Here is a 13,592-nt window from a genome sequence, read left to right on the forward strand (position 1 = left end):
CTCATACCTGCAACCAAAAGGTCACGGGGCCATCATTCACCAGAGAGACCTGCATATCGGCAGCGAATCTTCCGGTCTGTGTATTCATTTCCTGCTGTCGACAGCGCTCGACAAAATACTCATATAGCGCTTCTGCTCTGTCCGGCGCGGCCCCTTTAGAAAAACCTGGACGCATCCCGCGCTCGGTATCCGCCGCCAGCGTGAACTGTGAGACCACCAACACGCTGCCGCCAGCCTGCTGTACGTTAAGATTCATCTTTCCTTCAGCATCGCTGAAAATACGGTATCCCAGCACGCGCTCGCACAGGCGGTTCGCTTTTTGCTCATCGTCGTCTCTCTCGACGCCTAACAGCACCAAAAGTCCCGGGCCGATTTCGCCCGTCACTTCATCCTCCACGGTAACGCTAGCTCGGGATACGCGTTGAATTAATGCAATCATGATTGTTCTGTTTCTTCTTTTTTCAGTTTGCGGTATTCACCGAGAGTGACAGTAATTTCAGCGCCAAGCAAGACGATACACCACGTCCAGTACACCCAAACGAACAAAATGGGTACGACGGCGATCACACCGTAAATCAGCTGATACGACGGAAAAGCGGTGATATATAACGCAAAAGCCTTCTTCCCCGCTTCAAACAATAATGCGGCTACCAGCGAGCCAATCACCGCATCGCGATTGCGCACCTCCGCCGTTGGCACAATGCTGTAGAGCAGCCAAAATGCCACCCAGGAAAGAATTAACGGAAAAATGCGCAGTACATCGTCAATCACGCTATTCAGTTCGCTGGCCCAGCGTAATGACAGCAAGTAAGAGCTGATCGCCAGGCTCGCCCCCGCCAGAAGCGGCCCCAGTGTGAGGATCATCCAGTAGACCGCGAAGGAGTAGGTCTTTGGCCGCGTACGGGTACTGCGCCAGATCGTGTTCAACGCGCTATCAATGGAGTACATCAGCAGCAGCGATGTCACAATCAGGCCGAAAGCGCCCACGGCGGTCATCCGGCTGGAGTTAGCGACAAATTGCTCAATGTAACCCTGAATAACATCTCCGGTAGCCGGGATAAAATTCGCAAAGATAAAGTGGCGAATCTGGATGCTGACATCAGAAAACATCGGAAATGCCGCGAACAGCGCGAAAACAACGGCGATAAGCGGCACAAGGGAGAGTAACGACACGTAAGCAAGGTTGCCCGCCAGAGTCGTCATGTTATCTTCATCAATACGCCGCCAGAGCAACTTAAGCCAGGAAACCAGCGGCCGCGTACGGCGCGTTGTTTTTTGATGAAGATTTTTTAGCATAGCTGTTTCGCAAAGTAGTCGGGAATGGTCTTCTTCCCGGTCACCTGAATACTGGTAATCCCTAACCGCTCAGCGCCCGCGATATTTTCGGCGTTATCATCAAAAAAGACCGTATCCTCAGCAGAAAAACCTTCGGATTCGAGGACGCTCTGATAGATCCGCGCCTCAGGTTTGCGCATCCCCATCTCTTGCGAAAGATAAATATGGTCAGCGACGGCGCGTATCTCTGGATATTCATCCGGCCAAAAGGTGGTATGCAGACGGTTAGTATTCGACAGGACCACCACGCGATGCCCCTGCTCACGCAGCTTTTGCATAATGGAGGTGACTTCCGGGCGCAGGGCAACAAAAACAGCCTGCCAGCCATGGGCGAACTGTTCGTAGCTAAGCGGCATGCTCATTTCATGGCACATTGCCGCCGCAAAATCTTCATCGCTGATTTCACCGCGTTCATGCTGATGAAACGCCTCGCCCATAGCGAAATGCTGCTTCAGCGTCGCAAGCGGGATACGCGTTAAATCACTCCACGTCCCGAGCACACGGTTGAAGTCAATATCGACAATCACATTACCTAAATCAAAGATATAGAGCATGGTCCTCTCCTTTTGTACCGTGGAAAATTAACTGTAGCGGGAAAGGAGAGGTTTTACTATTCATGAGTAAAGGTTGAAGATCCCCAGCACATCAGGAACTGAGGAATAGCTAGCTAGCCCTCTTCCTGGGCAAGAATAATTTCTGTCTGATTTTCATCCAGCCACGACTTTAACCCGCCTGACGGATACTCATCGGTAAACAGCGCCGTCACCTGCGCGACGTTACCAATCTCCACGGCAGCAGAAGCGTGATATTTAGTATGATCGGCGGCGAGAAGAATTTGCCTCGAGTGCGCCATCATCGTTTTCACCACGCTGGCTTCGTTGACATCAAACTCCAGCAGTGCGCCATCGCTTTCAATGGCCCCGACGCTTGTCACCAGATAATCAGCCCGAAAGTCAGCCACAAACGCCGTCGCGGAAGGGCCGATGATTCCGCTATTGTGCGGACGCAGCGTACCGCCTGGCACCATGACTTCGAAGCGTGGGTTGTTATAAAGAATATGCGCCACCCGCAGGCTGTTGGTGATGATGCGCAAATGGTTATGGTTTAACAACGCCCGCGCCACCTGCTCAACGGTGGTGCCGATGGTAATAAACACCGTTGAACCATCCGGAATATAGTCAGCCACCGCTTCCGCGATGGCTTTTTTCTCTTCCGTCCAGGAGACTTCACGCTGTTCGAACGCCGTATTGACCACGCTCGACGCTCTGCCAGCCCCGCCGTGGTGACGCGTAATCAATCCCTGTTCGCTTAGTTTACGAATATCACGGCGCACGGTCTGCGTGGAAACATCCAGCAGGCTGGCCAGCTCGTCAATATTCATATAACCGCGCTCGCTAATCAGCATAAGCAGCTGATCGTGCCGCGGGTTACCGGTCAGTTCGGTAAGACTCATGAAATTTCCTCGAAAAACCATTGCCCTGGCATTTTATACAAAAAGTGACAGAAAAGATCGGGTTTGATCACAGTCAGGGATACCCGCACGCCCTCCCGGGCGCGTACACTTCAGTGCCGCAACCCCACTGGCAAACTTGACGGCATCTTCCTGGGCGCAGCCAGAAGCCAGACTGAAGGCCAGCGCACCATGGAAAACATCTCCTGCGCCGGTAGTATCAACCACATCCACGGCGAAGCCAGGTTGATGCTGTAACACATTATTTTTTATCCAGTCACAGCCTTCCCCGCCTCTTGTCACATAAACATGTCCATTTGTGAGCGCTTGTGCTTTTTTCAGACCAGCCTCCGATTCTTCTGTCCCGGTCAGACGCGCCAGACCCGGTTCAGAGAAAGCAGCATGATCGCTTAACGCCACCAGCTCGCTAATGTCCTGCGGCGTAACATCACCATCCAGCACGGTTATCACTCCAGCCCGATGCGCGAGGGTAAATGCCTGCTTTGCCCCTTCGTGCCAGCGAACATCTGCCAGCACCACGTCCCACTGGGAAAAATCAATCGCATTCAACCAGTCGGCATCCGGCAGTAAATCCGGACTAGGGTAGTTGACGATAATCCGCTCCCCTTTCGCATCAACCATTATTGCCGATTGTGAAGAGTTCGCTCCCGTATAGCGCCGGGTGTAGCGGGTATTTACCCCCAGGGACTCCAGCTCCGCCAGCAAGCTGTTTCCGGTGTCGTCATCACCAACCCGGCCAATAAAGTCCACCTGAGCGCCCAGTTTTGCCGCCGCCACAGCCGCCGTTGCGGCAGGCCCGCCGCCCACTTCCGTATAGCGCTTCGCCACATATTTCCCTCCTTCAAACGGTAAACCTTCTACGTAATAGATGCGATCCATCACGGTAATACCCACACAAGCAACGCGAATCATGGTCATTCCTTAAACGTTTCGAGATGGGATCATTTTAATTTCACAAAATGTTTAAAAAGTGACGGCTGTCAATTTTTTGACTATAAATTACAAATACGATCAAAAACAGACAATAAACACCCATTTTAAATGACAAAAAATGACACCACGTCTCAGGAGAACGTTATGGCAGCTATAGCATTTATCGGATTAGGTCAGATGGGTTCCCCCATGGCGAGCAACCTGTTGAAGCAGGGCCATCAGCTCAGCGTCTTTGACGTTAACCCGAATGCCATGCAGCAGCTGGTGGAAAAAGGGGCGCGTCCTGCCACCAGTCCAGCAGAGGCAGCGAAAGAGGCAGAGTTTGTCATCACGATGCTGCCAAACGGCGATCTGGTACGCGGCGTTTTATTCGGTGAATCAGGCGTCTGCGAAACCCTTTCGCCACAAGCGCTGGTGATTGATATGTCGACTATTCACCCGCTGCAAACCGACAAACTGATTACCGATATGCGCGCCAAAGGCTTCGACATGATGGATTGCCCGGTCGGGCGCACTTCAGAGCACGCCGTCGCGGGGACATTGCTGCTGCTGGCGGGTGGCACGGCAGAGCAGGTCGAACGCGCAACGCCGGTACTGATGGCGATGGGTAACGAACAGGTCAACGCAGGCGGTCCGGGTATGGGTATCCGCGTGAAGCTTATCAACAACTATATGAGCATTGCGCTGAATGCGCTGTCCGCCGAAGCCGCCGTGCTGTGCGAAGCGCTCGGCCTCTCCTTCGATGTGGCCTTAAAAGTGATGAGCGGAACGCCTGCCGGAAAAGGTCACTTCACCACCTCCTGGCCAAACAAAGTGCTGAAAGGCGATCTCTCTCCGGCCTTCATGATCGATCTGGCCCACAAAGATCTTGGCATCGCGCTGGATGTTGCCAATCAGCTGCATGTGCCGATGCCGCTCGGGGCCGCCTCCCGTGAAGTTTATAACCAGGCGCGCGCTGCAGGTCGTGGTCGGGAAGACTGGAGCGCCATTCTTGAGCAGGTTCGCGCATCTGCCGGACTGAACAATCAACATTGATAAGTAAAAGGACTGAGGACTGAACAATGACGAAGTACACCCTGAAAGATATCACCCGAGCTTCCGGCGGTTTTGCCATGCTGGCCGTCGATCAACGCGAAGCCATGCGCTTAATGTTTGCCGCAGCGGGGGCGAAATCCCCGGTCAGCGACAGCGTGCTGACCGATTTCAAAGTGAATGCGGCGAAGATTCTTTCTCCTTATGCCTCGGCCATTCTGGTCGATCAGCAATTCTGTTACCGCCAGGTGGTGGAGCAAAACGTGGTAGCCAAAAGCTGCGCCATGATTGTCGCCGCCGACGAGTTTATTCCCGGCAACGGCATCCCCGTTGATAGCGTGGTGATTGATAAAAATATCGATCCGCAGACAGTGAAACAGGACGGTGCCAAAGCATTAAAACTGTTGGTGCTGTGGCGCAGCGATGAAGATGCCCAGCAGCGCCTGGATATGGTGAAAGAGTTCAATAAGCTATGCCACTCCAGCGGCCTGCTGAGCATTATCGAACCGGTCGTTCGCCCGCCGCGTCGTGGCGATAAGTTCGATCGCGAGCAGGCCATTATCGATGCCGCTAAAGAGCTGGGCGACAGCGGTGCCGATCTCTACAAAGTCGAAATGCCGCTGTACGGCAAAGGCTCTGCGCAAGAGCTACTCACCGCCTCCCAACGCCTGAATGAAAACATCAACATGCCGTGGGTCATTCTCTCCTCAGGTGTCGATGAAAAACTGTTTCCTCGCGCGGTCAGCGTTGCAATGACCGCTGGCGCATCAGGCTTCCTGGCCGGGCGTGCGGTCTGGTCATCGGTTGTGGGGCTGCCGGATACCGAGCTAATGCTGCGCGATGTTTCTGCACCGAAGTTGCAGCGTCTGGGCGATATCGTCGATGAAATGATGGCTCGCCGCCGTTAATACGAGGATCGAAGAATGAAATGGTTTAACACCTTGAGCCACAACCGCTGGCTGGAGCAGGAAACCGACCGCATCTTTAACTTTGGCAAGAACGCGGCGGTACCGACCGGATTTGGCTGGCTGGGAAATAGTGGTCAGGTCAGAACGGATATGGGAACGCATCTGTGGATCACTGCCCGAATGCTGCACGTCTATTCCGTTGCCGCATCCATGGGTCGCCCCGGTGCGTATCAGTTAGTCAGTCACGGGATCAATGCTCTGAACGGCGCATTGCGCGACAAACGCTACGGCGGCTGGTACGCCTGCGTCAATGACGAAGGCGTGATGGATGCCTCCAAGCAGGGCTATCAGCATTTCTTTGTGTTGCTTGGCGCGGCAAGCGCGGTCACGACCGGTCATCCACAGGCCAGGCAACTGCTCGATGACGCCATCGAAGTGATTGAAAAATACTTCTGGAGTGAAGATGAGCAGATGTGCCTGGAGTCCTGGGACGAAGCCTTCAGCCAGACGGAAGATTATCGCGGCGGCAACGCCAACATGCACGCAGTTGAAGCCTTCCTGATCGTTTACGACGTCACTCATGATCGTAAATGGCTGGATCGGGCGCTACGCATCGCGTCGGTGATTATTCACGACGTGGCCCGCAGCGGTGAGTATCGCGTTAACGAGCACTTCGATTCGCAGTGGAACCCTATTCGCGATTACAACAAAGACAACCCAGCGCATCGCTTCCGTGCCTACGGCGGCACCCCGGGTCACTGGATCGAGTGGGGCAGATTGATGCTGCATCTGCACGCCGCGCTGGAAGCTCGCTTCGAAACGCCACCAGCCTGGCTGCTGGAAGATGCTAAAGGTCTGTTCCACGCCACCATCCGCGATGCCTGGGCACCGGACGGCGCGGACGGCTTTGTCTACTCGGTGGACTGGGACGGTAAACCGATCGTTCGCGAAAGAGTGCGCTGGCCGATCGTCGAAGCGATGGGCACCGCCTACGCCCTGCACACCCTCACCGGCGACAGCCAGTACGAAGCCTGGTACCAGACGTGGTGGGATTACTGCATCACTTATCTGATGGACTACGAGACCGGTTCATGGTGGCAGGAGCTGGATACCGATAACAAGGTGACCACCAAAGTCTGGGACGGCAAGCAGGATATTTACCACCTGCTGCACTGCCTGGTGATCCCGCGCCTGCCCCTGGCACCTGGGCTGGCTCCGGCGGTTGCTGCTGGTCTTCTGGATATCAACGCAAAATAGGTCATAAGGATAGCAGCCATGCACAGCGGCGGAAAAACCGTTCAACTTCAGGCCGGACACTATCAGGCAAAAATCGTCACGGTTGGCGCGGGACTGGCGGAACTGACGCACCATGGGCGTCACGTCGTTATTCCACACAAACCTGAAGAGATGCCGCTGGCACATTTGGGGAAAATATTGGTTCCCTGGCCAAATCGCATAGCAAACGGCTGCTATCAGCATAACGGCAAGGCATTTCAGCTTGCCGTTAATGACCTTGCTTCGCAGAGCGCGATTCATGGTCTTTTAGCCTGGGGGGATTGGCAGATTAACCAGCAGTCGGTATCGGAAGCGTCGCTGATGATTTTTCTGCCACCTTCTTACGGCTATCCCTTTTCGCTGCTTGTCGAAGTCATATACCGCCTGGACGCCATAGGCGGTCTGCATGTTTCTATCAGCACGCTCAATATCGGCGATCAACCAGCCCCTTACGGTTCCGGCGCGCATCCCTATTTAACCTGCGATCTTGAGAAAATAGATAGCTGTACGCTAACCCTTCCGGCAGACGAGGTATTGAGCATTGATACCCAGGAATTGCATCGCGTTGAGCACACAGAGCTAAATTTCACCACACCACGCCCTATCGCGGCGACGCAGATCGATCACACCTTTAAAACGACAGCGCCGGACGATGAGTGGGAAGTCAGGATGTTCAGCGCAGCAAAAAATATGACGACATTTCTGCGCTGCGACCAGCCCTGGCTGCAGGTTTACAGCGGCGAGAAGTTACATCGACAAGGACTCGCCGTCGAGCCCATGACCTGTCCGCCTGATGCCTTTAATTCCGGAATTGGCCTTATTTCTCTTGCCCCAGGCGAGATGCACCGGATGCGCTTTTTGATCGGCGCTGAATAGCCCCATTCCGACGCAAAAATTACCGAATTACCCTATATCTACGGAGACGAAAATGAATTCGTTACAACAACGGTCAAGCGCATTAGAACTCACAACCCTACAGGATGGCTTTGCGCTAACGTATCAACAGCGCCTGATTCTGCGCCATACCTCGCAAACCCCTTGCCTGTGGATTGGCGCCGGCGTCGCGGATATTGATATGTTTCGCGGCAACTTCAGTATTAAAGACAAACTGAATGAAAAAATTGCTCTCACGAGTGCCACGGTCAGTGAATCGTCTGACGGCTGGCGGGTCGATTTCAGCCGCGGCACCACCATCAACGCGACCCTGAAAATCTCCACTGATGAACAGGGCCGCCTGAAGCTGGATCTGCAAAACGACGATCTGAGCCACAATCGTATCTGGCTGCGGCTGGCCGCTAACCCGGCCGATCATATCTACGGCTGCGGCGAACAGTTCTCTTACTTTGATTTACGCGGCAAGCCGTTCCCACTGTGGACCAGCGAACAGGGCGTGGGTCGTAATAAAAATAGTTATGTCACCTGGCAGGCGGACTGCAAAGAGAACGCGGGCGGCGACTATTACTGGACCTTCTTCCCGCAACCAACCTTTGTCAGCACGCAAAAATACTACTGCCACGTTGATAACAGCTGCTACATGAATTTCGACTTTAGCGCACCGGAGTATCACGAACTGGCGCTGTGGGAAGACAAAACCACCCTGCGCTTTGAGTGCGCCGACACCTATATTTCCCTGCTGGAAAAACTGACCGCGCTGTTAGGCCGCCAGTCAGAGCTGCCGGACTGGATTTACGACGGCGTCACGCTGGGTATTCAGGGCGGCACCGAGGTTTGCCAGAACAAACTGGACACCATGCGCAACGCGGGCGTGAAGGTGAACGGCATCTGGGCGCAGGACTGGTCCGGGATCCGTATGACCTCCTTTGGCAAGCGCGTGATGTGGAACTGGAAGTGGAACAGCGACAACTACCCACAGCTGGATAGCCGTATTAAGCAGTGGAAAGAAGAAGGCGTGCAGTTCCTCTCGTATATCAACCCGTACGTTGCCAGCGATAAAGATCTCTGCGCCGAAGCGGCAGAACGCGGCTATCTGGCAAAAGATGCCGCTGGCGGTGACTACCTGGTTGAGTTCGGCGAGTTTTACGGCGGCGTGGTCGATCTGACTAACCCGGAAGCCTACGACTGGTTCAAAGAAGTCATCAAAAAGAACATGATTGAGCTCGGTTGCGGCGGCTGGATGGCAGATTTTGGCGAATACCTGCCGACCGATACGTATCTGCACAACGGCGTCAGCGCCGAGATCATGCACAACGCCTGGCCTGCGCTGTGGGCGAAATGTAACTACGAGGCGCTACAGGAGACCGGCAAGCTCGGCGAGATCCTGTTCTTTATGCGTGCGGGTTACACCGGCAGCCAGAAGTACTCCACCATGATGTGGGCGGGCGACCAAAACGTGGACTGGAGTCTCGACGATGGCCTGGCTTCGGTCGTCCCTGCGGCGCTGTCGCTGGCGATGACCGGCCACGGCCTGCACCACAGCGATATCGGCGGCTACACGACCCTGTTTGACATGAAACGCACGAAAGAGCTGCTGCTGCGCTGGTGTGACTTCAGCGCCTTCACCCCGATGATGCGCACCCACGAAGGTAACCGCCCAGGCGATAACTGGCAGTTTGATGGCGATGAAGAGACTATCGCCCACTTTGCCCGTATGACCACCGTCTTCACCACCCTGAAACCGTATCTCAAACAGGCCGTTGCGCAGAACGCCGCCTCCGGCCTGCCGGTGATGCGCCCGCTGTTCCTGCATTACGAAGACGATGCAGCCACCTATACCCTGAAATATCAGTATCTGCTGGGTCAGGATCTGTTGGTTGCGCCGGTTCACGAACAGGATAAATGCGACTGGACGCTGTATCTGCCAGAAGACAGCTGGGTCAACGTCTGGACCGGTGAAACTCACCAGGGCGGCGAAATTACCGTCGATGCGCCAATTGGCCAGCCACCCGTCTTCTATCGCGCGAAGAGTGAGTGGGCATCGCTGTTTGCCACTTTACGCCACATCTAATACGGCTCGCCCGCGGGGAGACTCGCGGGCAAACGGAGAATAACAATGAGTCAAAATTCAGCTAATCCGGCAACCCTACGCTTGCCTTTTAAAGAAAAACTCGCCTATGGGCTGGGTGATTTAGGTTCCAATATCCTGCTGGACATTGGCACGCTCTATTTACTCAAATTTTATACCGATGTCCTTGGTTTACCGGGAACTTACGGCGGTATTATTTTCCTTATCGCCAAGTTTTTTACCGCATTTACCGATATGGGCACCGGGATTATGCTCGATTCGCGGCGTAAAATCGGTCCAAAAGGTAAATTCCGTCCATTCCTGATTTACGCAGCTTTCCCGGTTACGCTTCTGGCTATCGCTAACTTTGTCGGCACGCCGTTTGAAATCACCGGCAAAACGGTGATGGCGACGGTGCTGTTTATGCTGTACGGACTGTTCTTCAGCATGATGAACTGCTCTTATGGCGCGATGGTACCCGCGATAACGAAAAACCCGGATGAGCGCGCTTCGCTTGCCGCCTGGCGTCAGGGCGGCGCGACGCTCGGCCTGCTGCTGTGCACCGTCGGCTTTGTGCCAGTGATGAACCTGATCGAAGGCAACTCGCAACTGGGTTATATCTTCGCCGCCACGCTGTTCTCCCTGTTCGGCCTGCTGTTTATGTGGCTATGCTATGCGGGAGTTAAAGAGCGCTACGTCGAAGTTAAGCCCGTTGATGCGGCGCAAAAGCCGGGGTTACTGCAATCCTTCCGCGCCATCGCTGGCAACCGCCCGCTGTTTATTCTGTGCATTGCCAACCTCTGTACGCTCGGCGCGTTTAACGTCAAGCTAGCGATTCAGGTCTATTACACCCAGTACGTACTGAATGACCCCATCCTCCTCTCCTGGATGGGATTTTTCAGCATGGGCTGTATCTTTATTGGCGTCTTTTTAATGCCCATGATGGTCAGACGCTTTGGTAAGAAGAAGGTTTATATCGGCGGCCTGCTGATTTGGATTGCGGGCGATCTGCTCAACTACTTCTTTGGCGGCGGGTCGGTCAGTTTTGTTGCTTTCTCCTGTCTGGCCTTCTTTGGTTCGGCGTTCGTCAACAGCCTGAACTGGGCGCTGGTCTCCGACACGGTGGAATATGGCGAATGGCGCACCGGCGTGCGTTCTGAAGGTACGGTGTACACCGGATTTACCTTCTTCCGTAAAGTGTCGCAGGCGCTGGCTGGCTTCTTCCCCGGCTGGATGCTGACCCAGATTGGCTACGTGCCCAACGTGGTGCAATCGGCGGGTACCGTCGAAGGCTTACGCCAGCTGATTTTTATTTATCCGTGCGCGCTAGCGGTGATCACCATCGTGGCGATGGGCTGTTTCTACAACCTTAACGAGAAGATGTATGTCCGCATCGTTGAAGAGATAGAAGCCCGTAAACAACCTGTCTGATAATAATAATGAATAGCGCCCTACGGGGCGTTATTGAGGAGCGATTATGTCTGACCATGATCCGCTAACGCTAAAACTGAGCCTACGGGAAAAATGCGCCTATGGCGTGGGTGACTTCGGCTCAAATTTGATGCTGTGTATCGGCACGCTGTATCTGCTTAAATTTTATACCGATGAACTAGGGATGCCTGCATATTACGGCGGGATCATCTTTCTGGTAGCGAAGTTCTTCACCGCCTTCACCGATATGCTGACCGGCGTATTACTGGACTCGCGGCGTAATATCGGCGCAAAGGGGAAATTCAGGCCTTTTATTCTGTATGCCTCATTCCCCGTCGCGCTGGTCGCCACAGCGCAGTTTTTAGCGACAGATTTTACGCTAACGGTGAAAACGGGGCTGGCGACGGTGCTGTTTATGTTGTTCGGTCTGTTCTATAGCCTGATGAACTGCTCTTACGGGGCGATGGTTCCCGCCATCACTAAAAACCCGCACCAGCGCGCAGAACTCGCCGCGTGGCGACAGGGCGGCGCAACCCTGGGCCTGTTGCTGTGTACCGTTGGCTTTATGCCCATTCAGGCGCTTTTTACAAGTTCACCTTCACTTGGCTATCTGATTGCTGCGCTGATCTTCTCCGTTTGCGGGTTATTCAGCATGTGGTGGTGCTTTAGCGGGGTGAAAGAGCGCTATATTGAAATCGTACCGGATCATCATAAACCCAGTATTCTCAAGTCGTTCTGCGCGATTTTCCGTAACCCCCCTCTGCTGGTGCTGTGTATTGCTAACCTGTGTACGCTGGCGGCATTTAACATCAAGCTGGCGATTCAGGTCTATTACACCCAGTACGTACTGAACGATATCCATCTGCTGTCATGGATGGGCTTTTTCAGTATGGGTTGTATCCTGGTGGGCGTTTTTCTTGTCCCCACAACGGTGAAGCGCTTCGGTAAAAAGCAGGTTTACCTGGGTGGGCTGGCATTGTGGGCCATAGGCGATGTGCTGAACTTTTTCTGGGGAAGTACATCATTTTTATTTGTGACGTTCTCCTGCATGGCCTTCTTTGGCACCGCCTTCGTTAACAGTCTGAACTGGGCGCTGGTTCCGGATACGGTTGATTATGGTGAGTGGAAAACGGGTATTCGTGCGGAAGGGTCGGTTTATACCGGTTATACCTTTTCACGAAAAATTTCCGCAGCGCTTGCTGGGTTCTTGCCAGGAATTATGCTGACGCAAATTGGTTATATCCCCAATGTTGCGCAAAGTGAAACTACGCTACTCGGTTTACGCCAGCTTATTTTCCTCTGGCCCTGCAGTCTGGCGATTATCGCGGCATTCACTATGGGCTTATTTTATAAGCTCAATGAAAGCCGTTTTGCTTTTATTATCGAGGAAATTGGCCAACGAAAAAAACAACACAACCCGGTATTGTGAATAACTAAAAGACCTCTTTTTTAATTATTGCCGCTCTATCCATTTTAATGGATAGCGGCTCCCCTACGTTAAAAAATGGATTTATTATGAAAAAAATAAACGCGATACTTCTGTTAACCTCTGTTATCTCTACCTCTGCGTTTGCTGGTGCTTATGTGGAAAATCGCGAGGCGTATAACCTTGCATCCGATCAGATGGAGGTCATGCTGCGCGTTGGCTATAACTTTGATATGGGCGCTGGCCTGATGCTCACCAACACCTATACTCTGCAACGCAAGGATGAGTTAAAGCATGGCTATAACGAAATCGAAGGCTGGTATCCGCTATTCAGACCAACGGATAAATTAACGATTCAGCCGGGAGGGTTAATTACCGACAAGAGCATTGGCTCCAGCGGTGCGGTTTATCTGGATGTGAATTACAAATTTACCCCGTGGTTTAATCTGACCGTGCGTAACCGCTATAATCACAATAACTACAGCTCAACTGACTTAAACGGTGAGCAAGATAATAATGATACCTACGAAGTAGGTACCTATTGGAATTTTATTATCACCGATAAATTCTCTTATACTTTTGAACCACACTATTTTACGCGGGTGAATGACTTTAATAGTAGCAACGGTAAAGACCATCACTGGGAAATTACCAATACCTTCAGGTATCGGATCAATCAAAACTGGCTGCCTTACTTTGAACTACGCTGGCTGGATCGCAATGTGGAGCCGTACCACCGGGAGCAAAACCAGATTCGCGCTGGGGTGAAGTATTTCTTTTAAGTTTTTTAGGCAAAAAAAAGCCGCTGATAATCAGCGG

13 protein-coding genes are annotated in these 13,592 nt (G+C 53.2%); 8 read left to right on the forward strand and 5 right to left on the reverse strand.

Going from position 1 to position 13,592, the window contains the following annotated elements; all coding sequences use genetic code 11:
- Position 1: 1 nt before the first annotated feature.
- The 5 genes from dtd to AC07P6_RS30190 all read right to left on the reverse strand — a co-directional run bounded on the left by dtd (position 2) and on the right by AC07P6_RS30190 (position 3,718).
- A complete protein-coding gene (gene dtd, locus AC07P6_RS30170; RefSeq protein ID WP_110276088.1) occupies positions 2–439 on the reverse strand; it encodes a D-aminoacyl-tRNA deacylase in 438 nt (145 codons plus the stop codon).
- Positions 436–1,296, reverse strand: a complete 861-nt coding sequence (locus AC07P6_RS30175; protein ID WP_112216894.1) for a virulence factor BrkB family protein — start codon at positions 1,294–1,296, stop codon at positions 436–438. Before AC07P6_RS30175 ends, dtd begins: the two co-directional genes overlap by 4 nt.
- Positions 1,290–1,889 (reverse strand): glucose-1-phosphatase, encoded by a 600-nt coding sequence (yihX, locus tag AC07P6_RS30180; RefSeq protein WP_478315346.1) that lies wholly within the window; start codon positions 1,887–1,889, stop codon positions 1,290–1,292. Before yihX ends, AC07P6_RS30175 begins: the two co-directional genes overlap by 7 nt.
- A 113-nt stretch (positions 1,890–2,002) precedes the next feature.
- Entirely contained in the window at positions 2,003–2,788 is a 786-nt protein-coding gene (locus AC07P6_RS30185) for a DeoR/GlpR family DNA-binding transcription regulator (protein WP_110276085.1), read from the reverse strand.
- Between the two features lie 33 nt (positions 2,789–2,821).
- Positions 2,822–3,718 (reverse strand): sugar kinase, encoded by an 897-nt coding sequence (locus tag AC07P6_RS30190; RefSeq protein ID WP_478315347.1) that lies wholly within the window; start codon positions 3,716–3,718, stop codon positions 2,822–2,824.
- 165 nt (positions 3,719–3,883) lie between these two features.
- Here AC07P6_RS30190 and yihU point away from each other — a divergent pair, with 165 nt between their 5' ends.
- The 8 genes from yihU to ompL all read left to right on the forward strand — a co-directional run bounded on the left by yihU (position 3,884) and on the right by ompL (position 13,555).
- A complete protein-coding gene (gene yihU / locus AC07P6_RS30195; protein WP_478315348.1) occupies positions 3,884–4,774 on the forward strand; it encodes a sulfolactaldehyde 3-reductase in 891 nt (296 codons plus the stop codon).
- Positions 4,775–4,800: 26 nt separating this feature from the next.
- Complete coding sequence (gene yihT, locus AC07P6_RS30200; protein WP_478315349.1) at positions 4,801–5,679, forward strand: sulfofructosephosphate aldolase; 879 nt, start codon at positions 4,801–4,803, stop codon at positions 5,677–5,679.
- A gap of 15 nt (positions 5,680–5,694) precedes the next feature.
- Entirely contained in the window at positions 5,695–6,936 is a 1,242-nt protein-coding gene (gene yihS / locus AC07P6_RS30205; protein WP_478315350.1) for a sulfoquinovose isomerase, read from the forward strand.
- Positions 6,937–6,939: 3 nt separating this feature from the next.
- Positions 6,940–7,830, forward strand: a complete 891-nt coding sequence (locus AC07P6_RS30210; RefSeq protein ID WP_478317114.1) for an aldose-1-epimerase — start codon at positions 6,940–6,942, stop codon at positions 7,828–7,830.
- 52 nt (positions 7,831–7,882) lie between these two features.
- Positions 7,883–9,919, forward strand: coding sequence for an alpha-glucosidase (locus AC07P6_RS30215; RefSeq protein WP_434660969.1), 2,037 nt, complete (start codon positions 7,883–7,885; stop codon positions 9,917–9,919).
- 45 nt (positions 9,920–9,964) lie between these two features.
- Complete coding sequence (locus tag AC07P6_RS30220; protein ID WP_139537227.1) at positions 9,965–11,347, forward strand: MFS transporter; 1,383 nt, start codon at positions 9,965–9,967, stop codon at positions 11,345–11,347.
- 46 nt (positions 11,348–11,393) lie between these two features.
- A complete protein-coding gene (locus tag AC07P6_RS30225) occupies positions 11,394–12,776 on the forward strand; it encodes an MFS transporter (protein ID WP_139537226.1) in 1,383 nt (460 codons plus the stop codon).
- An 86-nt stretch (positions 12,777–12,862) separates the two neighbouring features.
- A complete protein-coding gene (ompL, locus tag AC07P6_RS30230) occupies positions 12,863–13,555 on the forward strand; it encodes a porin OmpL (RefSeq protein WP_110276076.1) in 693 nt (230 codons plus the stop codon).
- The last annotated feature ends 37 nt before the right edge of the window (positions 13,556–13,592 follow it).

The organism is Klebsiella sp. GFKo11 (assembly GCF_056490265.1).